This window comes from Providencia sp. PROV175 (assembly GCF_032707045.1).
GTDB lineage: Bacteria > Pseudomonadota > Gammaproteobacteria > Enterobacterales > Enterobacteriaceae > Providencia > Providencia hangzhouensis.
This window is the reverse complement of record NZ_CP120533.1, coordinates 3837256-3858762: the sequence shown is the minus strand read 5'-3', so window position 1 is coordinate 3858762 and position 21507 is coordinate 3837256. Positions and strand designations below refer to the sequence as shown.

Genomic DNA, 21507 nt, shown 5'->3' with positions numbered 1-21507 from the left:
GATTTATAAACATAGTGTTAGAGGTGCAATGATGAGCGCGGCAGAGATTAAAGGTCGGATATTTAATATCCAAAAATACTCGATTTATGATGGCGACGGTATCCGAACACTGATTTTCTTAAAAGGGTGCAATATTCGTTGCCCATGGTGCGCTAACCCAGAAGGGTTAAGTAGCCAGTTTCAAGTGATGTTTTCCCACGATAAATGCGTCAATTGTGGGAAATGCGTTGATGTCTGCCCGACAGGGATCCACTACAAAACTATTAATGAGCAAGGTGAGCAAATTCACCGCGTGAATCGCAGCATTGATTGTATCGGTTGCCGTAGATGTGAAGAAGTATGCATTGGCGGTGCACTAGACATCATGGGTAAAGATGTCACTGTGGCCGAAATGATGGATATCATCATGCAAGATTATGATTTTTATATTTCTTCCGGTGGTGGTGTGACAATCGGTGGAGGCGAAATGAGCCTACAAACCGATTTTGCAGTCGCTCTACTGCGTGAGTGTAAAAAAATGATGATCAACACCGCAATAGAAACCCAAGGTACAACATCGTTAGAAAACTATGAAAAGTTAGCTGAAGTTGTCGACCTATTCCTCTATGACATTAAACATATTGATACTGCGCAGCATAAAAATCTATTCGGTATTGGCAATGAAAATGTTCGCCGCAACCTCGAAAGATTGATTGATCTCGGCGCGAACGTGGTTGTCAGAATGCCATTAGTTCGTGGCTATAACGACTCGTTTGATGCCATTACAGGGGCGATTAACTATGCGATGGAATTATCCAAACGCGGCAATGTAAAACGCATCGATATTCTGCCTTATCACCAGTTGGGTCGCGGTAAGTACGACAGACTGGATATGATTTATCCCGTTAAACAAGACCCAACCTATAGCGCAGAAGAATTAGACCAACTTGAAGCATTCTTCAAACAATTTGATTTCGATATTCGACTGGTTCGTCACTAAGTAGGAGAGACAGATGAAAAGTTTAGGCGTAATTGAAACTCGGGGACTGACATCCGCAATACAGGCTGCTGATGCGGCGTGTAAAGCCGCCAGTGTAGAAATTGTAGGTTATCGAAAAATCGGCTCTGGACTGGTATCCGTTTGTTTCCAAGGCGAAATCAGTGCTGTTCGCACCGCAGTTGACTATGGTATTGAAGTGATCGCCAATAGTCAGCTACTCGTCGGCTCATTAGTGATTGCGCGGCCTGAAGAAAGCGTAATCAGTAAATTGCTAACAGTGAAAAGTAAAAAAGGTGAGTTAGAGAAAAGTCTTCAGCCAGAAGTAAAAGCAGAAAAGTTAGTGGAAAAAGCGGTTGTTGAGGCTAAAACAGAAGCGCCTGTGGTTGAAGTTAAAACCGACATCAATGTGAAAGACACCAAGAATGACCCGCGTAAAGGGAAAAAATCATGATGAATGAGCAATTAATGGGGAAAATATTGGAGCGGCTTTCAGCCTATACACCAGCACAAGGCAGCGTTTCCAACATTGCTATCCCTGTCGGAATATCTAACCGCCATGTTCATCTTTCGCAGCAGGACGCTGAAGCCTTGTTTGGCCAAGGATATCAGCTGACGCCATTTAAAGATTTAAAACAGCCCGGGCAATTTGCGGCGAAAGAATGCGTCATGGTGGTGGGACCAAAAGGGTCGATTAGCAAAGTCAGAGTACTAGGGCCTGTTCGCCCAAAAACGCAATTAGAAGTGTCTAAGGCCGACTGCTTTGCGCTTGGTATAAAAGCGCCGGTAAGAGAGTCAGGTGACATGGCAGGTTCAGGCAATGCTTTACTGATTGGCCCAGCGGGGCATGTCAATCTTGAGTCGCAGGTTATTTGTGCTCAGCGTCATATTCATATGAGTGTGATGGACTCAAGAGCATTAAATGTGGTGAATGGGCAAAAGGTGAATATCCGTACTGAAGGTGAACGCAGCTTAGTGTTTGATGAAGTTGTCGTGAGAGTGGATGAACGCTTTTCTCTTGAGTTTCATATTGATACCGATGAAGCAAATGCCGCGGGCTTACGCAATAACGATAGCGTATTTATCGCGGGCTAAGGAGTGGTGGCAGAATGAACGAAAAACTGATCGAGCGAATTGTGCAGCAAGTTTTACGTCAGTTAAAGCGACAAGTTCTGGTGGTGCTATCGCCTGTTGAGGGGTATCAGCAAGCTATTTACCAAAGACTGGCACAGTTAGATTCTGTTTCTTTTTCCTTTTATGCCACCGCATCAATGCACCAGTCTTTTGATGTTGAAAAATGGGCTGAATTGGGAAGTGTTATAAATAAAAGCACCTTATCAATAAATAGTTTAAATCATTATGACAGCCTGTTTTTACCGTTTATTGATGCAAAAGTCGTTGGTGAGATAGCCAATGGTTTGTTTATGAGTGAGGAAAGTGAGTTAGTCTTTCATGCATTATCACAAAACATGCCGATATTGGCACTGAAATACCATTGTTGCCCTGAAAGTGAATTAAGTCAGGTTTTAGGTTTAAATAAAAATGAAAATTATAATCAGTTGATTAAAGAAAATATCACTAAAGCAATCAAGTTAGGTGTTTATTTTGATTCATTTAATGAAATAGAAAATAAATTTTTAATTCGTGATGTTACTGAAAATTTAAAACCTGAAATAAATAATGAACATCCAAATCGCTATATTACTTTAAAGGAAGTAATGAATAACCCTAGGGGGTATTGCGCGAATGAAAATAAATTAACAGATTCAGCAATCGATTATTTAAAGTCTCTTAAAAAATAAAGTTATTTAATCAAATTAAAAATTAATCTTTCTATTTATTGTAGGAGTATTATCTATGTCCCCTAAAGCAAAGTCATGGCTTTGGATGCTGGCGGTTATTATTTCTGAAACCTCAGCAACATCGACCTTAAAAATGTTTGATAATAGTGAAGGTATGACTAAATCATTATTATTGGCATTAATCGTTGTGCTATATGTTATTTGTTACTATTCACTTTCTCGGGCAGTAAAATATATTCCTGTTGGTTTGGCTTATGCAACATGGTCAGGTACAGGGATCTTAATGGTTTCTACCCTCGGCATGCTATTTTATGGGCAACACCCAGACACTGCGGCGATGATCGGTATGGCCGTGATCGCGAGTGGCATTGTGATCATGAATCTATTCTCCAAAATGGGCTCCGATGATCCGGAAGAAACTGAACCATCTAAAGATGAAACTGAGTCTTCATTATTATCAACAAAAAATAACACAGCTCATTAATTCAAAGTTAAGGGGAATATTATGTTTACTGGATTTTTATGGTTAGCGCTTTCTATTGGCTCTGAAATAACGGGTACTTCAATGATAAAAAAGACTAATAGCTTTAGCAAATTGGGTCCATCTGTATTAGTCATTGTTGCTTATTGCTTGTGTTATTTCGCACTAACCCGTGCAATGGGTTATATCCCAGTCGGTGTGGCTTATTCATTATGGTGTGGGTTTGGTATTGTCGGTGTGACACTCGTTTCTATGATTTTATATAAACAAAAACCCGATTTCCCAGCAGTATTTGCGATGGGCCTCATTATCACTGGTGGGATCATTATGAATACATTTTCAACGATGTAGTAAAAAAGAAAACGCCGTACTTCAACATACTTTCTATTATTTATCTTTAGCCCTCATTTTTATGAGGGTTATTTTTTGCTTATCATCTGAGCCCTGTGGTGGTTTGGCTACATAAAATGACGTTCTGGCGATAAACCGCAAAGTCTGTTGTATGTTAATTTATTACACATAAGTAATTTAATTTAGGAATGGATTTATGCAAATTATTGAATGGGATGATTTTACCCGTGTTGAAATGCGTGTTGGGACTATTGTTAGTGCACAAGTCAACAGTAAAGCCAAAAAGCCAGCTTATGTTATGGAAGTTGATTTAGGCGAATTGGGTATTAAGCGCTCTAGCGCACAGATCACTGTCAATTATACGCCAGATGATTTGATTGGTAAGCAGGTACTATGTGTGTGTAACTTTGAAGTCAAGCGTATAGCAGGCATTAAATCGGAAGTGTTGATCACGGGGGCACCTGATGAAAAGGGGACGATTGTTCTTGCTGAATTTAACTTACCTTTGCCGAATGGGGCGCTTTTAGCCTAATGCCTACATTGATTGATTTTATGGTGATAACCCACTAAAATAATTGTGTTAATAATTAACACAAAGGTGATCTTATGGCTCGTACCACAAGTGTGACAATCGGAACGCAATTAGATGAATTTGTAAATCAACTGATTTCATCTGGAAGGTATGGTTCAACAAGTGAAGTTGTTCGCTCCGCACTGCGTTTACTTGAAATTCAAGAAAAACAAACGGCTGCATTGAAGATGCTAATTGAAGAAGGTGAAAAAAGCGGTGAATCATCATTCACACTCCATGATATAGCCAAAAAAATGAAGACCGCACATAATGTATAAACTTTCTAACTTAGCCGCTAAAGATTTTGAAGGAATATTTGAATATACTTTGGTGAATTTTGGTGTCAGTAAAGCGGATGAGTATACTAAAAGTTTACATTGTGCGTTAGAAATGTTGAGCTCCAATCCTTTGATAGGACTGAAGTGTGCGGAAATTTCAGAGGGGATTAGGCGTTATAATCATTCTAAGCATGTCATTTTTTATCGGCAGAGAACCAAAGATATCTTTGTTATACGAGTTCTTCACCAGCAAGTGGAACCGCTGAAACATTTTTATTTTGATGAATTTGATAGATAGGCCAGTCACTTCCTCTATAGCAATATTACCACCTATAGTCCTATACTCTTGCTATTCATTGACCGTGGGAGTGCAACCCTTTGCGATTACCTGAGCTTCATTTTCGCCAATATTCGAACGACGTCATTTCTCATCAACATGATGGGCAGTGGCAAGTCGTTTTGTCGTTATCTGGGCAGATGGAAATTAATATGTACCGGCAACATTTTCTGTTAAATGCAGGAAAGGGGGTCGTGATCCCGCCTAGTGTGAGTCATGCATTTAGCGGGCAGCTAGGAAATCAAAACTACGTATTAGAAATGCCAGCCACAGCACAATGGGCATTAAATGAAAAAATGACGCAATTTACTCTGACACCTGCTGCAATTGGCCTTTTGAATTGGTTACAAAACTTCCCACAAGCTCCGGAACATAATTTCACGGTTGCTCGTCTATTGTTGGCACAGTTAAAACCTGAAAATAAATGGATTGATGAGCTTTCTCAATGGGTGGAACTGCGTCTACACCATCCTATTAGTTGTGAAGATATGGCAACGGCTTTTTGTATGTCAGTGAGTACGCTTCAACGAAAAATAAAGGCTGAAACACAGTTAACGGCGATGCAGTTTCTATTACAAAAACGCATGGAAGCGGCAGGGCGCTTATTATTATCCAATAAATCAATAGAACAAATTGCATTAGCGGTGGGCTATGACTCACATTCGGCATTTAGTCATGCATTTCGCCAATTTTATAGCAAAACACCGAATGAATATCGTTTGCAGGGAAGTCACTTACGGTAGGTTATTTGGGGAGCTTTGTTGCCAGATAAAAATTAGCCACCTCGCCCGCAGCCAATTTTTATCTTTTTACTGCTTAGACCATGCGGATCCCTTCAAATGGGTTCCAGTTGTCCAATCCTTTGGTTTCTTTAATATAGTAAGCATAATTGGCAACCATGGCCCACAGCGCTGACATACCGACAGATACCCCTGTAAAGACGGCATTAGGGATCGTTCCACCAATCATAAAATCAATAATATTCAAAACTAGACCAACCCCAAGAGTGATACCAAGCATCACCAACCCTTTCTTCCACAGCCCTAAAATCAAGAAGTAAATAATACCGAAGAAGAAGGCAAAAATGTTCATATTAATGAGAATACGCTTACCGAAAGAGGCGGCTTTTAACGCTGTTTTGAATTCAGGCGTATCAGGAGCACCATGCTTATCAAAAAAGTCGAAACGTTCTTGCCATTTATTAGAATATTGTTTCTGTTCCATTTTCCATCTCTTGCTTATTAATAAGTATAAAATAGGGATTGATAATACTTGGATAACCATATAAAAAAGAGGTAAATAGTCTTAATATGACTATTAAGGGGCATTTTTAATAACGAATCAAGCAAAGAAAAATAAAGGAAGAATGATTAAGATAAATAGTAAACGGATAATGGATTAATTTATTGTAAGACTTACCTACATTATTTGGTATTTGACTTGTTGGCTATTTGTTCAGAAATTGAATTTGCATAGTTGCCATGTAAAAAATCAGTATTTACATTGGCTTGTTTGAGTTTTAGTTCGAGTAAAGCTAATTGCTTACTCACCGACGTATAATTGGGGTCGTCCACAGAGAGACCTTGTAGCATATGGCTTAGCGTTAGTGCATCTTTCCTTTGTTGTAATTCAGTGGGTAAATAGCCCGAGTTCTTTAATATTCGATACCCAGCCCTAAGTTCAGGTGGAACTAAACTATCATCTTCAAGCTGTAACATTTTTCCCTCCCCATTTAAATTTGAAAGCTCCCCTTTACTCAGAGCTTCTTGAATATGGCGTTCTGCCCAAAGATCAATGACTGACATGATGTGACTCCATGAATTGATTTTTTACTATTATAGCCTTCCATATCAATATAAAGAAAGTTGGTAGATTATTCTTTATTGGGGTTGTTATTCCGAATTATAAGTAAGGTTTTATCGAGTGTTTATAAATAAGGTTTTTACTATTAATATGAAATAAAACTGCTAAAAAATAATATTTAATTAGTGATAAATGACGAATAAACGTCATGGATAATATGAAAATTGTTATATTGACCACACTTATAGAAATTAATTTATCTGATTTACCTTGGTTTTAATTAACGCCTTTATTTAAATTAATAATATTAATGCCTAATAAAAATGAATTATCCCTAATTATGTTGAATTTTATGTCTAAATCGTGTGAATTTTGTTGATTTGAAATGATCTATTTGTAAATGGTAAAAAACAAAAACATTGTGTAATGTCCGTTTTTCTTGTTTATAAGGAGAAAATATGGAACAAAAGAAGCAAGAGGGAAGCCGTTTTTTGCGAACGGTTGAGTGGCTAGGTAATGCACTACCACATCCCGTCATTTTATTTATTATTTTAATTGCAATTTTATTAGTTTCCTCAGCAATAGGTCAGTACTTTGGTGTAAGCGTGCCAGATCCGCGCCCAGAAGGCGCAAAAGGGCGGGCAGAAGACGGTATTATTCATATTGTAAGTTTATTGGATGCCGAAGGGATCCGAAAAATTATTGCGAATGTCGTCACCAACTTTACAGGTTTCGCACCATTAGGGACGGTATTAGTGGCATTATTAGGGGTTGGAATTGCAGAGCGGGCCGGCTTACTTTCCGCGGCTATGCGCTTAATTGTCACCAAAGCTCCGCGAAAATTAACCACAATGGCTATCGTGTTTGCGGGGATCATGTCAAACACCGCGGCAGAATTGGGCTATGTGGTGCTTATTCCATTGGCTGCCATTATTTTCCACTCATTAGGTCGTCATCCTTTAGCGGGTCTTGCCGCCGCATTTGCTGGTGTTTCAGGTGGTTATTCAGCAAACTTACTATTAGGTACGGTTGACCCGTTACTTTCGGGTATCACTCAGCAAGCTGCGCAAATCATTGATCCAACTTATATCGTGGGTGCAGAAGCAAACTGGTACTTTATGTTTGCCAGTACGTTTTTAATCACTATTTTAGGTTATTTGATCACCGAAAAAATTGTGGAACCCCAGTTGGGTCCATATACAGGTGGTGCCGTTGATGAAGATGAAAATAGCCTTTATGCTTCTGCAAACGTTACTCCACTTGAGAAAAAAGCGTTATTCTGGGCATCAGTTACCTTCTGGGGATTAGCGGCAATTTTGGCGTTGATGGTGGTACCAGAGAACGGAATATTACGGAATCAGGAAACGGGATTAGTCAGCAACTCGCCTTTCCTAAAAGGCATCGTGGTGTTCATTTTCGTGTTTTTTGCCGTCCCGGGTATTGTGTATGGCTATATTGCTAAAACTATGCGTTCTGATAAAGACATTGTTGACGCAATGGCAGGGGCAATGAGTACTCTTGGCTTATATCTGGTTATCATTTTCTTTGCCGCACAATTTGTTGCTTTTTTTGGTTGGACAAACATCGGGCAAGTTATCGCAGTTAAAGGTGCCAACTTCTTAAATAGTATCGACCTTCACGGTGGTGTGCTGTTTATTGGCTTTATTCTTATCTGTGCATTTATTAATTTAATGATTGGCTCAGCATCAGCCCAATGGGCGGTAACGGCACCTATTTTTGTTCCTATGCTAATGTTAGCGGGCTATGCGCCAGAAACTATTCAAGCGGCATACCGAATTGGTGATTCGGTCACGAATATTATCACACCGATGATGAGCTACTTTGGCTTAATTATGGCGATTGTTGTGAAATATAAGAAAGATGCAGGGATTGGTACACTTGTCTCAATGATGTTGCCTTATTCCATCATTTTCTTCATTGGTTGGTCATTGTTCTTTATCGTATGGGTATTTGTATTAGGGATTCCTGTAGGGCCTGGTTCCCCGATTTATTTCACACCGGGAAGTTAGCGTTTTGATATTTAATTGAAAAACCATTGGTTGCCCTATTTTTAATTCATTGGATGAAGGGCAACCAATGAGGATGTAAGTTATGATTTTGTTATTTTAAACATAGGAACTAGATTAGATAGTAATTATGAAAATAAACTACTGTGAGTGAGACAGTTTATTTTACTAAGTACCAACAATTACAATATTACGGTAAAAATTATTTTTATACTTAATAGAATGAAAGAGCTAATCAAATCCCTCCCAGAAATAGTCTTTTAGTTTTATTTTATCGTTCAAGTCAAAAATAATACCTTCATCTATAAGGGCTTGTTTGTGACGTAGATAGCACTCGCCTTTGACTGATAACTTACCCTGACTATTAATAATACGGTGGCAAGGCAAAGAACTTCCCGCAGGGATGGTTCTAATAACTTGGCAAACTTGGCGTACATGAGCTGGGTAACCTGCCATTTTTGCCAACGTTCCGTAAGTGACAACTCTACCTCTTGGGATACTCCCTATAAGACTATAAATGATGTCTCGGAAAGATGGCGCGTTGTTCATGGTTATAGCCTCAATTACGATGGGTGTTTATCAACCTAAATATGTAGGCGTTGGTGGGCAGTGCATGATTAAATTGTATAGCAAGTTTGTCAATGTGATAGTTTTCTTTGGCGGAAATCACCACAATGGGATGAGAGGGGGAAGTATCTGTTTTATGACTTGAGTTTTAAGCTGTAAATGGTGTTGAATTAAGTAATTATATTTTTCATGGGCGTAGAGGAACTTTGATTTGAATTATCTCTTTCTTAATATCACACGCCTTCTTTATATTTCTATTATTTTTACTAATAGTAAGTGACATTGTAGAGATTAAGGCAAAAACCTCATTATCTCTCCTCCATTTTAGGCTAAGCCAATACCACCGCACAAAGGTGATATTGACTTAATACAAACCTAAAACTCACTAACGGTAGGTAAATAAAACATTCACAGTGTTACTGAACTGCCCTGATTTAATGGCTTCAGCATCTTTCTTGGATAACTCGATACTGTAAGGGAAATAGCCGGGCTGTTGTTTACTGATACTCCCTTTATAATAATACTGATCAAACGCAACCTGTTGGTTATTGGTTCTGTCTGTAATTGCAGCTTGTAGGCCATTGTTAAAGACGATGTACTTTTTATTTATCACGCCACTGTTGCTTTGGAACGCAACACTGACTTCTAATGCCGCATCACACGTTGAATCGGGCACTAAATCTAATGAAAAGTTTTCTCTAACTGTTTGACCACCTTCAAAATTTTCAGCTGTGAGCTCTTTAAAATCAACCACTTTATCGCTCATGCGGACAATCGGTGTTGGGCAATAGTTCACCAATTTCCCGATAATCCTCGCCTGATAGATATCCCCTAAACTTTTTCTCTGGTAATCACTGTGATAACCAACATTAAAAACACCGGTATCAAAAGATTTTAACTCTCCCGTACCTCTGACCACTCGATACGTGTAACCAAATAGCACATTTTTAGGGCCCGCTTCCCAGACGCCCACTTCTAACTGCGGGGTGTTGGCCGCAGTTATTTCAACAGAGCCACTATACATACTGTCCTGATAAAGCCTAACACCGCTGTTTTTAAGTGTATTTTTTATGGTTGTTGGCGTTTGGTTGTTAAACCAAATTGTCCGCTCCGCCTTTGAGCCTGAAAACACACAAGCCCATGAAAAGAAACCACTACTGGCAGAGCCCAATAGCGTGCCGGGAGCAACGGTGCCGGGGGTTGTATTCATATCAATATAGACTTCAGGGAGTGGGTTCCACGCATTTCCCGTCGAGCCGGGTACACTATTACCCGGTCGGCATGTCACTCCGGCATACGCGGCAGAAGTTGACATCAGAAGGAGAAAGAACACGCTACTTTGCCATGACCGTTTTTTAAATTTCATTTCAGTAAGTTCCCACATTTGTATTTTTTATTTCGCCTGTGGCAATAATTGGCAAGGCTGTGCTGCGGCGCACTGGTATTTATTAAATTTCAGCCCACCGAAGTCATCAATATAAGCGACTTCAAAACTGTTCCATGCCGGGTTTTTCAAGGTCACGGTTGAATCACTAAACGGGGCGACAAGCACTTCAGGAAAATCTTTATCTTTACTTTGGTCAACATTGATATTGGTGATCACAATATTAAACGGGGTTGGATTCGACAACGTAATCTGTCCACCTTGTTTTGTGACTTTTAAATCGCGCTGAAAATCTTTCTCGGCAGAGACTTTGTAGTCAATACCTTTTGGGCGATAAAACAGTTTTAAGCGTGATTGGATAGTAAACTGAACCGCATTCGCTTCTTTACCTTGCGGTGGAATACCTAATACATTGAAATACAACAGACTCTCCCTGTCCGTGGGTAAGGTATTTTGCCCATCCATATACGCAATTTTGATTTGTTTTTTCTGTTTAGGGCCAATTTTTTGTAAAAAAGGTAACGCCACTAGTGAGTTAGTCAGCTTTTCACCTTTTTGGTTTTCTATCCATGTCTGCGCTAAAAACGAAGAGGCGGTATCTTGGTTTTCAACAACGATACTGGTTCCGCCATCGGCTTCATTAAAAATAACACGGGTTCTATCTAACCCAAGAACGGCATACGCTTGGCTCATGACGCTTGAGAGTAAAACAACGGAAAGTACTTTTTTAAATAATGTCATTTTTTCACCCATTGAAATCACATTAGTGACGACAAGCAATTGAATCGCTACTTTTAGCCAGGAGACTGTCCGCTAAGAACGTACACGCTTGTGCATCTCCCCAGTTGACGCTAAGTTGGTCGCCCATGTTCAACCCGGTTAAGTAGACGATACCGGATTCAGCAATAATGCCTGAAACTTTACCCGTTACGTTATTTTTCACCACTGAGCCTAATGGTGGGTATTGACCATTAGCCAGCTTAATTCGTGTTATCAGTGACTTACCAATATCTGCATCCATTTTAGCATAACCGATTGCCCCATCAGTGAGTGTAGACGCTAAAACATTATCATCAATGTTTACGGTGTCTGGCAGGTTGTTCACATCCACCTTGTATTCCATATTATAGTAGGTCGGAACGTTACTGATGGTGGCTAACCCTCGGCTATTCGTCGTCGCATGGCCATTTTCAATCATCACGCCTTGCGCATTTGGCACATCAACCACTAAGCGAGATTGGTCACGATAGGTTAAACGGTGCGCGGAAATACCGTGCTGTGTCGCGGTGACCGAGCCACTCATGGTCATACTTAGCGACGTCATGGAATCCGATAATGACCCCGTCACTTGGACTTGGCCGGCATCCGCGCTGTGTGACACATAGGTGCTCACCATCCCTTCCGATAACCCATCTTGGGTCGATGCGGTTAAATTATAGTTCGTGTTGCTATCAACATGACGACTGTAATTCACGTTATTTGCATAGCGCTTGTTGCTGTCACTGTAAGAGGCGAAATACGATATTGATGCATTTTGGTTTTCAGTACTTAATGGTTTGCTGACGGATAAATAAACTTGGTTATCCGTTTTATTATTCGCCCCACGGACTTGGTTTAAAGACAGGGAGATATTCCCACCTTTCATGACGCCTTCATCGAAGAATTTATTGAGCCCCACACTGAAATAGTTATTTTGCTTACCATTCCAATAGGTTTTACGTGATGCGGTGATATTCACACTCGCATTCATTCCACGTAATTGCTGAGCGTAAGACAATGAAAAAACATGTTTGTCTTTATTGGTATCGATATCTTGTCTGTCGACAAAGTTTTGCTCAACAAAATTGGATAAAGAGTTAAAGGTTCTGTCGGCAAAACGGTACCCGGTTAATGTCAACTGCCCATCAATACTCGGTAAATCTTTGGCATAGTTAATACGGTAGCTTTTGCCTTTCTCACGCCCCAATAAGGTGTCGGCGTAAGATTGGGTGATATCCACCGAAAAAGCCCCTAAAAAGCCGATATTTTGGCCAATGCCGAGGTTAATGGCTTTATATTTATTCCCTGATGTCGCCACGATTCCGCCAAAAACAGAGGTATGGTTAAACACCCCAACAGAGCTTTCGACAGTCATAAAATTGTCGTTAGCATGGGTGCCATTTTTCGGGGATAGCTGACCTAAATTCAAGGTGTAGCGCGCTTGCCCCTTACGGGTTAAAAACGGAATATTGGTTGTCGTAAACTGGAATTTCGTTTCTTTACCGTTATCCTCTGCCACGGTCACATCAATGGTGCCCATGATGGATTGACTTAAATCCTTAATCACAAAAGGGCCCGCCGGCACTTTCACTTGGCTGATGATACGGCCATTTTGTGATAAGGTGACCGTTGCGTTTGAGGCGGCAACCCCAGTAATTTGAGGGGCATACCCTCTGAGGTTCGGTGGCATCATGCTTTCATCGGTAAACATGCTCACGCCTTTGAAACGCACGCTATCAAACAAGTCTGATTTAATGAAAATTTCCCCGGCAAACAACTTCGCCGATAAGCTGGCAATGTCCCTAAAAGCGTAGACTTGGTCCCAATCTAAGTTGCGTTTCTTGCTACCCCGTCCATCTTCGCCCGCCAATTTATTCTCATATTGGTAATTTGCCCGTAAACGCCATTGCGCGAAGTTAGCGCCCACATTCCCGAAGGCATAGAGTTGGTTACGTGTTTCTTCGTTTTTACGGATTAAATGATTATCGCTAATCGTATAATCTAAAATTAACCCCGCAATCCCATAATCGCGCATTTCAGGGCTCACCCACGAAGAATAAGTCGATGCCATATATTTCTGAGGTATCGAAATACTCAGGACTTGTTCGCTATCATTAAAATCGATAGCCACATTTTTATCGAGAGAGAATAAATTAATACATGCGTTTTCTTGAGTAGAAAGTAATATTTCTTTCGCTTCTTCATTTAAGGGGAAACGTTTTATTAATTCTGCCGTAATACACGGCTCAATCGTTCCATCATGATTAATAAACTTAATTTTTTCGCCGCGGATAATTTTTTTATCATTTAAAATAATATCCGATTCATATAAACCTTCACTTAAACTATTTTTTTCAAAATAGCTTAGGTCAATATTGTCGTCTGCAGACAAATTAAGGGCATTGATATTAAAAGTTTCCGCATTTGTATACCCACCACACATAATGAGTGAGATAATATAACCTATATTTTTTTTCTTAAAATACATGTTGGCACTCTTATGATAATCGATAGAGGGAATACAAAGCTTTACGCTAATTAGCGTAAAGCTTTTGCTTAGACATGATAGCTATCTTATTCGTAGCTTAATACGTAGTTTGCGATAGAGTTGATGCTACCTGAAGTGGCGGCACCGGTTGCTTCTGCTTGAGCAGACAAAATAATTGTGGTGTCAGACGCTTTCAGTGTTTGCTCTAAAGTATCACCGGGTTTAATGGCTTTACCTGCATTGTCTAAGAATGAAACTGCAACGTTATTTGCGCTACCAGTGCTTGACCATAAAGATGCGTTTGTGGCATCAGGTTGGCCATTAAACGTAATTTTTACTTTAGAATAAGGAGTACCTGAAGCACTTGGGTCTAATTGGCAATCTTGTAATTTTAATTCAAATGAATTGAGTGGGCCTTTTTTACCTGCAGAATCTAAATTAACCGCGGCAATATTACCTAATTGAACTTCTTTATTCACATCAGTCGGTGCAATTGTACATGCACCGCTATTAACTGTGCCTTTAAACGTAATTTTACCAGAACCGGCATCCGCAGCCATTGCAGAAATAGAAGTTGTCGTTAACGCTAAGCATAATGCAATTAAAGTCTTATTCATGTTATCTACCTTATATTAAGTCATTTAATTAAAAATTTTTATCTGTTGTGAAGAACGAAACAAATAATATCCATAAAATGAGTAATCAGATATCGCTAAAGTATGTATTTCGCCGGTAGAATGTAACGAAATATATTAAATTAACGCATTGAAATTAAAAGAAAATAAAAAACGAAATATTTATTAACATTATCACTAGCTCCGCGTTAAGGCGTTGAATGCAGATCTTTAAGCCAAAAAACAACTCACCATAAGCATTAAACGCCAACATAACCAATAAAAACAAATAAACACATTACAAGAGTATTTTGGCAGTGAAATATATCTTAAATAATCAAAAACCGAGTTATTGAGATATTTATTTACATCCGTTTATGAGTTTGAAATGACTTTATCGCGTTAGATTAATTCATTCGCATAAGAAACAAGTCTAATCGTTTGTTTTTTAATGTTATTTTTGATGGGGTTAAATGAAGGCGATATTCTGATGTTTTTCACTTATTTTTATCCGGTAAAGTAGATAAAACAAAATTTATTACAAAACAATTGGTTAGAATATATCATGTCTAATGGAACTATTACGGGACTTATTTATCCCATGCATTTCTAGGGTGAATATGGGATGAAAATGTGGGTTTTCTACTATTAAAGAAAAAAGGATTACAACCTCAACGTAACAATAGCTTGTCACTTTATGCAAATCAGTCGACAGGGCTATTACAAAATACTGGATAGGATTGAGGAGCGAAAGAAAGCTGATCCATCATTAAGGTCGGGGGATACAATCTTGTTCTTCGGAGTATCAGGAAATACATAAAGAACATAATATTCAATATTCTATGATAGATAGCTACGATTGTTGCCAAAATGCTTTAGCGGAACGAATTAATGGAATATTGAAAATGGAGTACTTTCTGATAAAACCGAGTAATCTAGAGCTAGTGAGAAAATTAGTTGAAGATGCCAAAAACGAAGGTAAAAAATTCATACTAACTAGGAGGCGCCGACCAAAAGACTCTGCTTTTAGTGCTGCCTTAAATTCAGGTGTACTTGGCGCACCATGTTTAAGAATTTAAAACATTTCTACGATTCTTGAGAATATTGTTTTTATTCCATTTTTTTATTCTATGATGGTTAACTAATAAAAATGATATGGATAATAACGAAATATTTAAAGAATGTAGGAATGAATAACCTTAATAACTTCAATAGGTAGGGCATTTAGTTAAGGACTTAATAAAGCCTCAAGAAAGTTTATAGTCTTAAAGTTTATTATTTTTTTAGGTACGGGTATCACCAAGTTTTGGTGATATAAAATTCCATTAAAAAGGAAATGTTAACATCTTGTTAATTAATAACATGTGGCGTTTAAGACTTGTTGGATAAAAAAACTGTTTTTTTTAAATATATGAGATAAGTAACTATATTTAGTGATGGTGTTTACCCGAAAAATGACGAGTTCGTTAGACATTGTTTCATAAACCTTACTTATATTAAGGGTAACCAGATATTAATAGTTAATAATCAGCATTTTCAATAAATAAAATTAATGTTTGGTTTTATTTATTACTCGTATGTGAGTTTGTTATTTTTATTTTATTTAATTAGTATTGCTCGCAGTTAGTTATTCTTACATTATTCAGTATCTACTTTGTATTTTTCAGAAAGGAAATAAAAATGGCAGCTAGATATCCTATTGCCAAAATAGTAGGGAGCAGAATAAAAAAGCTTAGAAGGGAGTATGGATTAACAGGAACTGAAGTGGCAATGGCTTTGAATGTTAGTCAACAGCAGTTTTCTCGCTATGAACGAGGTATTAACAGAATAGATATCGATTCTTTAGTTATGATTGCAGACTTCCTTAAAGTCAGTGTTCATTATTTCCTTGAAGATATAGATTTAGAACAATCAAATAGCTGGACCTCTGAATATAACTCATTATTAAGTCATGGTTTTTATTCAAAAAATAAAAAAAATGAAGGTTAGTATTTGTTTTAAGGATCTCCTTATATTTACGGTTCATATTAGTGGTTATATTACTTCACATGTTATCGAACATCTCAAGTCATTAAAATAATGATAAGAATAAAGTTAACTAAATTCTAGTTATATCAATAAAACTATTGATATGGCTGTGTACCAACTAAGGTATTGCCTTAGTATATATTAATAATATCATGAAATAAGGGTTTAAAATGAAAAAGACGCTATTAGCATCTTCAATTATCGTATTAACATTCACTGCTGCATCAACTTCATTTGCTGCGGATGTAGGAAGCGGTACTATTGAATTCAATGGTACTGTGAATACTGGTGCTTGTACCATTGCTCCTTCTTCTGTTAACAAAGAAGTTCAATTAGGTTCTGTTCCAGCGGCATCATTACAAACAGCTGGTTCACAAGGTCCAAATGTTGATTTCACATTAGAATTAACGGATTGTATTTTGGACCCTACCGCAAGTGGTACTGATTATTCTAAAGTAACAGTTAAATTTACGGGCCAAATGGATGCAGCTGGCACCTTATGGGCAAGTACTGGTACTGCTACCAATGTTGGTGTGTTATTCCAAAATGCAAGTGGAACAAATTTAAAAACAAATGATACTGTTGAGCAAAGCTTAAACGCAGGGACAAATGTTATTAATTTATCTGCTCGTATGCAGGCATTAGGTGCAGCTACAGCCGGTTCTGTTAAATCTACAGTCGCTTACGTTTTAGATTACCAATAAGTATTAATATAAAAACATAAAAAAAATAATAAATCTTATATTTGCTGATTATGCTGTGTATAGCAATTGCTTCACAGCATTTTCAGTTATATGAGTTCATTCAATAAATCCATTATAGAATATTGCGGCTAATGAAAAAGAACAATTTTAATAAAAACATAGTGACTAGTTTAGTATCTAGTTTATTGTTTTACACTTACTATGTTAATGCGGATTCTGTTCAATTTAATGAAGACGCATTATCTATTTTGGGTAATACTAATATAGATTTAAGTGCATTTGAGAAAAATAAAATTAGTGAAGGTTCTTATTTTTCTAATGTATCGGTAAATGGTCGAAGAATCAATTATTTTGATCAAATAAACTTTTTAAATAAAGACGAAAATATACAACCTTGTATTTCTAGAAACTTAGTAGAAGTTATTGGGTTAAAAGAAGAATTTGTTAAAGAAGTACCAACATGGGAAAATGGTCAGTGTTATGATCTTGCATCACAGGATAAAAATATTCAGGCAAGATTCGATGATGAAAAGCAAGAGTTAATGCTTTCAATACCTCAAGCTTATTTTCAGTATTCTGATGACAATTGGGTTCCGCCCATGCAACGGGAAGTTGGAGTTAATGCACTCGTATTGGATTACAACTTTGTTGAAAACTATATTAAGTATAAGAATACTCGAGATATTAATAATTTTAGCTCATTCGGTTCTATTGGTGCGAATGTAGGGCGTTGGCGTGTTCGCAGTAATTATCAATATCAAAAAGATTTTAATGATAATAAAAATGATAATTTTAAATGGGTGCAAACTTATTTATTTACAGATTTACCTAGTTTATCCGCAAAATTTTTTGCGGGTAAGTATTATACAGTAAGTAATGTATTTGATTCTGTACGCTTTAACGGCGTTAGTGTCTTTACGGATGAGAACATGCTACCGGCTTCTCTAAGGGGGTATGCACCGAGTGTCACAGGAACCGCGACAAGTAATGCGACAGTCACTATCTCACAAAATGGACGTATCTTGAATCAAATGAAAGTGGCACCAGGGCCTTTTTCAATTGATAATTTGAGTTCCTCTTTATCAGGGACTCTTGATGTTAAAATTACAGAAGAAGATGGCTCTATACGTGAGTACCAAGTTTCCTCGACCAATATTCCTTTTTTAACACGCCCAGGCATGGTGCAATATAAACTGAATGCAGGCCGGTTAGACCCAATGGGATATAAAAACATCAATGATGACTTTATATCAACTGAAGCTTCTTGGGGGATCCTCAACAATTTATCTATTTTTGGTGGTATTTTTGCAACCTCTAATGATGAATATCATGCCTATAATGCAGGTGTTGGGGTAAATATGGAACGCTTTGGTGCAATATCTTTTGATATTACACAGTCGAAGAATCAACTACAGGATATCGCTTTACGTACTGGTGAAAGTTACCGTATTAATTATGCAAAACGTTTTTCGAATTCAAGTCGATTGGATTTAACAGGGTACCAGTTTTCTAATGAAGGCTTTATGTCAGTGAATGATTATATTAGCTTAAAAGAAACTCCGTTAACGCCACATTATCGGCAGAAAAATGTATTTACGACTTCTTTTACACAACAACTCCCTGATTTACAGGCAGATATAAGTTTAAGTTACTCACGGGAAAGTTATTGGAAAGAATCAAAAAATAACAATACTCTCAATTTATCGTTTAATAAAACCATAAATACAAGTTTTATAAATAATGCGATTTTATCATTATCTGTTGGTGAAAGTAGTTACGTGAAAGGTAAGCGCTCTAAGCAAGCATACCTTTCGTTAAGTATACCATTTGGTGGTGAAAGAAACTCACGGATTCAATACTTTAGTTCTTATAATGATATTGATAAAAAATATAATAGTAATATTAATTACAATTCTAAAATTAATGACAATAATGTTAGCTTAGGTTTATCAAGTAAAGACTTTTTTGAAAATGCGGCAATGAATGCATCCGTTTATCGTGATACGCAATATGGTACTGCACAACTAACAGGATCGTATGGTGAAGATTACCATACATTAAGTGGGTCACTAGATGGCTCCTTGACGATTACCAACCAAGGCCCAGTCTTACACCGACGAGTTTATGATAACCAAGCTCGTATGGTTATTGATACAGATAAAGCGAAAGGGGTATCAATTAATAAAAATGAATCAGTTACGAATGGGTTTGGTTTAGCCGCAATTAGTAATGTTCCAACCTATTATAGGTCGACCCAGTATGTAGACCTTAATAATGTACCAGACAATGTCAGCATTGATGACAGCGTGATTGAATCAAATTTAACTGATGGTGCGGTTGGTTATTCAAAACTCAATACATTAGTGGGGGAAAAAGCGTTAGTTACAATTAAATTCCCTGACGGAAATACGCCCCCATTTGGTGCTTTAGTTTATGGCTCTGATAATAATAGTGTATTGGGAATGATTGCAGAGGAAGGGCAAGTTTATTTAACGGGCTTCCAACCAGATCAAAAATTAACGGTTAAATGGAGTGGTGACCAGTCATGTCGAATTATGTTAGGAAAACAAAGCCATTTAGCCAGTAAGAATATAACCTGTAATAAAGAATAGAAAATCATGAAAAAATTTAAATTAATAATAAGTGCTTTAATCTTGATTAGCACATACACACATGCATCAATTTCTGTTGACCGTACTCGCGTTATTTATGATGAAGCAAGTAAAGGTGTTAGCGTTGTGATTGAGAATATTGATAAAAAAGACCCTTATTTAGTTCAGTCATGGGTCGAGAATGAAAATGGTGAAAAAATTTCAGAGCCACTAATTGCTTTGCCTTTATTGCAACGTGTTGAAGCGAATCAAAAGAAACAGGTTAGAATTAGTTTATCAAAAAATGACGTGAAAATACCGAACAACCAAGAGTCTTTATTTTACTTTAATGTCTTGGGTATTCCACCGAAAACTAAACTAGAAAATGCTGTTGAAATTGTTATTCAATCACGCTTTAAATTATTTTATCGTCCAAGTGAATTGAAAAAATACCCTAACAATGATTGGCAGAAAGAATTGAAAGTGGAAAAAATAGGAAACTCGTTAAAATTAACTAACCCGACACCCTATCACATTGTTGTGATTAATGTTAATGACAATGAATCTAAAGTTACTGATTTTAAAGAAATTGTTATAAAGCCAAATAGAAATTCAACATATTTTCTATCAGATAAACAAGTGAAATCGCCGAAAATGGTTATTACTTATATTGATGATTATGGAACACCAAACTTATTGAAATATACATGTAATACAACTTGTTCCTTATCAAATGAAAAGGATAAGAGATAAATTATGTTAATTTTGAATAAAATAAATTCATTCGCTATATTATTTTTGCTAAGTTTTCAATCAGTAGCTGCGGTTAATAATTGTACACCGAGTTCAGGAGCTACATCTATAGAACAAGAATTAACCTTTGATATTACAAATAGTAGTACTTCAATTCCAAATGGTACCTTATTGACATCAGCATTGAGCTCATATGTATCAGTGAGATGTGAGTTTACTGGCTCATCAAGTACAGCTAATGCCGTTTACTTTAAAAATACAATGCCAACTGCAATTAAAACATTATTGATTAATAGTGGTGTCAGTGTGACGCAACAAAATGCAATTTCATCTCCTAGTCCAGTAACGATAACCAACCCAACTGTTCCAAATATTTATTTGGGGTATTGGAGTCAACCAGAGACAGGAATTACACGTAATATTGCTTTCATGTATAACTTCTATGTTTATAAGGGGGCTAATGCTCTTAAACCTTTTGATACTGGGTTATTTTTATTAGGAGCTCATGTGGATTATTTAGGCAAGGATTTAGGCGGACCAACTTATGTGCGAATTAAAGGAAACTTAACCTTACTCTGCCCTGCGCCGGCGGTTAATATTACGGCTTCTAATGGGGGGAGTGTAAACTTTGACACGATTTCACCTAAACAAATGAATGCGGGAGATGTGGTTAGCCGAACTTTTAATTTAGGTATGTCAGTGCCACAGGACTGCGAAACAGGGCTGAATATATCAGTTCGTTTTGAACCCAATAATAATACGGTGCTAGGTGGAAAATATCTTGATATGGGTAATGGATTACAAACACTATTAACCCGTAATTCAACTGATATTAACTATAATGAAAGTTACAGTATTGGCGAAATCATGCCACAATCACCGATTAGTATCCCTTTTACTGCGACATTAAGCAAGATAGCAGGTAGCACCATCGCTTCAGGTCCGTTTTCTAAAACAGTTCGAGTTGTTGTTTCATATTAAGAGCGTTAATTG

The 21507-nt window shown here is 37.5% G+C and carries 23 protein-coding genes; 16 read left to right on the top strand and 7 right to left on the bottom strand.

Annotated features, from left to right (window positions below; translation table 11 throughout):
* The first annotated feature begins 28 nt into the window (after positions 1-28).
* The 10 genes from cutD (at position 29) to P3L44_RS17555 (ending at position 5539) form a co-directional block, all read left to right on the top strand.
* A complete protein-coding gene (cutD, locus tag P3L44_RS17600) occupies positions 29-979 on the top strand; it encodes a choline TMA-lyase-activating enzyme (RefSeq protein ID WP_140171714.1) in 951 nt (316 codons plus the stop codon).
* A 13-nt stretch (positions 980-992) separates the two neighbouring features.
* The gene (locus P3L44_RS17595) at positions 993-1430 is read left to right on the top strand and encodes a BMC domain-containing protein (RefSeq protein WP_140171713.1); all 438 of its coding nucleotides are present in this window, start codon (positions 993-995) and stop codon (positions 1428-1430) included.
* On the top strand, positions 1427-2071 hold the full coding sequence (locus P3L44_RS17590; RefSeq protein WP_140171712.1) for a phosphate propanoyltransferase: 645 nt from the start codon (positions 1427-1429) through the stop codon (positions 2069-2071). Before P3L44_RS17595 ends, P3L44_RS17590 begins: the two co-directional genes overlap by 4 nt.
* A gap of 41 nt (positions 2072-2112) precedes the next feature.
* Positions 2113-2778 (top strand): hypothetical protein, encoded by a 666-nt coding sequence (locus tag P3L44_RS17585; protein WP_227528841.1) that lies wholly within the window; start codon positions 2113-2115, stop codon positions 2776-2778.
* Between the two features lie 55 nt (positions 2779-2833).
* Positions 2834-3262, top strand: coding sequence for a DMT family transporter (locus tag P3L44_RS17580; protein ID WP_140171710.1), 429 nt, complete (start codon positions 2834-2836; stop codon positions 3260-3262).
* 21 nt (positions 3263-3283) lie between these two features.
* Positions 3284-3610 carry a DMT family transporter gene (locus P3L44_RS17575; RefSeq protein WP_004259019.1) on the top strand — a complete coding sequence of 109 codons (327 nt, stop codon included), beginning with the start codon at positions 3284-3286 and terminating at the stop codon, positions 3608-3610.
* Positions 3611-3806: 196 nt separating this feature from the next.
* Positions 3807-4142, top strand: coding sequence for a tRNA-binding protein (locus P3L44_RS17570; protein WP_272662812.1), 336 nt, complete (start codon positions 3807-3809; stop codon positions 4140-4142).
* Positions 4143-4216: 74 nt separating this feature from the next.
* Positions 4217-4459 carry a type II toxin-antitoxin system ParD family antitoxin gene (locus P3L44_RS17565; RefSeq protein WP_094961552.1) on the top strand — a complete coding sequence of 81 codons (243 nt, stop codon included), beginning with the start codon at positions 4217-4219 and terminating at the stop codon, positions 4457-4459.
* A complete protein-coding gene (locus P3L44_RS17560; RefSeq protein ID WP_272662811.1) occupies positions 4452-4757 on the top strand; it encodes a type II toxin-antitoxin system RelE/ParE family toxin in 306 nt (101 codons plus the stop codon). Before P3L44_RS17565 ends, P3L44_RS17560 begins: the two co-directional genes overlap by 8 nt.
* Positions 4758-4837: 80 nt before the next feature.
* Complete coding sequence (locus P3L44_RS17555) at positions 4838-5539, top strand: helix-turn-helix domain-containing protein (RefSeq protein ID WP_036958053.1); 702 nt, start codon at positions 4838-4840, stop codon at positions 5537-5539.
* A 73-nt stretch (positions 5540-5612) separates the two neighbouring features.
* On the opposite strand, the gene P3L44_RS17550 is transcribed toward P3L44_RS17555, so the two are convergent.
* Both P3L44_RS17550 and P3L44_RS17545 read right to left on the bottom strand, forming a co-directional pair.
* The gene (locus tag P3L44_RS17550) at positions 5613-6020 is read right to left on the bottom strand and encodes a DUF2628 domain-containing protein (RefSeq protein WP_140171707.1); all 408 of its coding nucleotides are present in this window, start codon (positions 6018-6020) and stop codon (positions 5613-5615) included.
* Positions 6021-6220: 200 nt separating this feature from the next.
* Complete coding sequence (locus tag P3L44_RS17545; protein ID WP_004259005.1) at positions 6221-6601, bottom strand: DUF1992 domain-containing protein; 381 nt, start codon at positions 6599-6601, stop codon at positions 6221-6223.
* Between the two features lie 456 nt (positions 6602-7057).
* Between P3L44_RS17545 and P3L44_RS17540 the strand changes: the two genes are divergently transcribed.
* Positions 7058-8629 (top strand): AbgT family transporter, encoded by a 1572-nt coding sequence (locus tag P3L44_RS17540; protein ID WP_110591172.1) that lies wholly within the window; start codon positions 7058-7060, stop codon positions 8627-8629.
* Positions 8630-8857: 228 nt separating this feature from the next.
* Here the strand turns inward: P3L44_RS17540 and P3L44_RS17535 are convergent, their stop codons facing one another.
* The 5 genes from P3L44_RS17535 to P3L44_RS17515 all read right to left on the bottom strand — a co-directional run bounded on the left by P3L44_RS17535 (position 8858) and on the right by P3L44_RS17515 (position 14441).
* On the bottom strand, positions 8858-9175 hold the full coding sequence (locus P3L44_RS17535) for an MGMT family protein (RefSeq protein WP_094961548.1): 318 nt from the start codon (positions 9173-9175) through the stop codon (positions 8858-8860).
* Between the two features lie 403 nt (positions 9176-9578).
* The gene (locus tag P3L44_RS17530) at positions 9579-10559 is read right to left on the bottom strand and encodes a hypothetical protein (protein ID WP_272662810.1); all 981 of its coding nucleotides are present in this window, start codon (positions 10557-10559) and stop codon (positions 9579-9581) included.
* A gap of 27 nt (positions 10560-10586) precedes the next feature.
* Complete coding sequence (locus P3L44_RS17525; protein WP_164560871.1) at positions 10587-11318, bottom strand: molecular chaperone; 732 nt, start codon at positions 11316-11318, stop codon at positions 10587-10589.
* 22 nt (positions 11319-11340) lie between these two features.
* Positions 11341-13824 (bottom strand): fimbria/pilus outer membrane usher protein, encoded by a 2484-nt coding sequence (locus P3L44_RS17520; RefSeq protein WP_272662809.1) that lies wholly within the window; start codon positions 13822-13824, stop codon positions 11341-11343.
* 86 nt (positions 13825-13910) lie between these two features.
* Positions 13911-14441 carry a fimbrial protein gene (locus tag P3L44_RS17515; protein WP_272662808.1) on the bottom strand — a complete coding sequence of 177 codons (531 nt, stop codon included), beginning with the start codon at positions 14439-14441 and terminating at the stop codon, positions 13911-13913.
* Positions 14442-16118: 1677 nt separating this feature from the next.
* Here P3L44_RS17515 and P3L44_RS17510 point away from each other — a divergent pair.
* The 5 genes from P3L44_RS17510 (at position 16119) to P3L44_RS17490 (ending at position 21495) form a co-directional block, all read left to right on the top strand.
* Positions 16119-16427, top strand: a complete 309-nt coding sequence (locus tag P3L44_RS17510) for a helix-turn-helix domain-containing protein (protein ID WP_272662807.1) — start codon at positions 16119-16121, stop codon at positions 16425-16427.
* A gap of 209 nt (positions 16428-16636) precedes the next feature.
* On the top strand, positions 16637-17170 hold the full coding sequence (locus tag P3L44_RS17505; RefSeq protein WP_272662806.1) for a fimbrial protein: 534 nt from the start codon (positions 16637-16639) through the stop codon (positions 17168-17170).
* 131 nt (positions 17171-17301) lie between these two features.
* Positions 17302-19782 (top strand): fimbria/pilus outer membrane usher protein, encoded by a 2481-nt coding sequence (locus tag P3L44_RS17500; protein WP_272662805.1) that lies wholly within the window; start codon positions 17302-17304, stop codon positions 19780-19782.
* A 6-nt stretch (positions 19783-19788) separates the two neighbouring features.
* Entirely contained in the window at positions 19789-20514 is a 726-nt protein-coding gene (locus tag P3L44_RS17495) for a molecular chaperone (protein ID WP_140171702.1), read from the top strand.
* 3 nt (positions 20515-20517) lie between these two features.
* Positions 20518-21495 (top strand): fimbrial protein, encoded by a 978-nt coding sequence (locus tag P3L44_RS17490; RefSeq protein WP_272662804.1) that lies wholly within the window; start codon positions 20518-20520, stop codon positions 21493-21495.
* The last annotated feature ends 12 nt before the right edge of the window (positions 21496-21507 follow it).

What these genes read in the sequence shown, in the direction of transcription:
- cutD (WP_140171714.1), top strand. Translation starts at nt 29, where the DNA reads ATGATGAGCGCGGCAGAGATTAAAGGTCGGATATTTAATATCCAAAAA.
- P3L44_RS17595 (WP_140171713.1), top strand. Translation starts at nt 993, where the DNA reads ATGAAAAGTTTAGGCGTAATTGAAACTCGGGGACTGACATCCGCAATA.
- P3L44_RS17590 (WP_140171712.1), top strand. Translation starts at nt 1,427, where the DNA reads ATGATGAATGAGCAATTAATGGGGAAAATATTGGAGCGGCTTTCAGCC.
- P3L44_RS17580 (WP_140171710.1), top strand. Translation starts at nt 2,834, where the DNA reads ATGTCCCCTAAAGCAAAGTCATGGCTTTGGATGCTGGCGGTTATTATT.
- P3L44_RS17575 (WP_004259019.1), top strand. Translation starts at nt 3,284, where the DNA reads ATGTTTACTGGATTTTTATGGTTAGCGCTTTCTATTGGCTCTGAAATA.
- P3L44_RS17570 (WP_272662812.1), top strand. Translation starts at nt 3,807, where the DNA reads ATGCAAATTATTGAATGGGATGATTTTACCCGTGTTGAAATGCGTGTT.
- P3L44_RS17565 (WP_094961552.1), top strand. Translation starts at nt 4,217, where the DNA reads ATGGCTCGTACCACAAGTGTGACAATCGGAACGCAATTAGATGAATTT.
- P3L44_RS17560 (WP_272662811.1), top strand. Translation starts at nt 4,452, where the DNA reads ATGTATAAACTTTCTAACTTAGCCGCTAAAGATTTTGAAGGAATATTT.
- P3L44_RS17550 (WP_140171707.1), bottom strand. Translation starts at nt 6,020, where the DNA reads ATGGAACAGAAACAATATTCTAATAAATGGCAAGAACGTTTCGACTTT.
- P3L44_RS17545 (WP_004259005.1), bottom strand. Translation starts at nt 6,601, where the DNA reads ATGTCAGTCATTGATCTTTGGGCAGAACGCCATATTCAAGAAGCTCTG.
- P3L44_RS17540 (WP_110591172.1), top strand. Translation starts at nt 7,058, where the DNA reads ATGGAACAAAAGAAGCAAGAGGGAAGCCGTTTTTTGCGAACGGTTGAG.
- P3L44_RS17535 (WP_094961548.1), bottom strand. Translation starts at nt 9,175, where the DNA reads ATGAACAACGCGCCATCTTTCCGAGACATCATTTATAGTCTTATAGGG.
- P3L44_RS17530 (WP_272662810.1), bottom strand. Translation starts at nt 10,559, where the DNA reads ATGAAATTTAAAAAACGGTCATGGCAAAGTAGCGTGTTCTTTCTCCTT.
- P3L44_RS17525 (WP_164560871.1), bottom strand. Translation starts at nt 11,318, where the DNA reads ATGACATTATTTAAAAAAGTACTTTCCGTTGTTTTACTCTCAAGCGTC.
- P3L44_RS17520 (WP_272662809.1), bottom strand. Translation starts at nt 13,824, where the DNA reads ATGTATTTTAAGAAAAAAAATATAGGTTATATTATCTCACTCATTATG.
- P3L44_RS17515 (WP_272662808.1), bottom strand. Translation starts at nt 14,441, where the DNA reads ATGAATAAGACTTTAATTGCATTATGCTTAGCGTTAACGACAACTTCT.
- P3L44_RS17510 (WP_272662807.1), top strand. Translation starts at nt 16,119, where the DNA reads ATGGCAGCTAGATATCCTATTGCCAAAATAGTAGGGAGCAGAATAAAA.
- P3L44_RS17505 (WP_272662806.1), top strand. Translation starts at nt 16,637, where the DNA reads ATGAAAAAGACGCTATTAGCATCTTCAATTATCGTATTAACATTCACT.
- P3L44_RS17500 (WP_272662805.1), top strand. Translation starts at nt 17,302, where the DNA reads ATGAAAAAGAACAATTTTAATAAAAACATAGTGACTAGTTTAGTATCT.
- P3L44_RS17495 (WP_140171702.1), top strand. Translation starts at nt 19,789, where the DNA reads ATGAAAAAATTTAAATTAATAATAAGTGCTTTAATCTTGATTAGCACA.
- P3L44_RS17490 (WP_272662804.1), top strand. Translation starts at nt 20,518, where the DNA reads ATGTTAATTTTGAATAAAATAAATTCATTCGCTATATTATTTTTGCTA.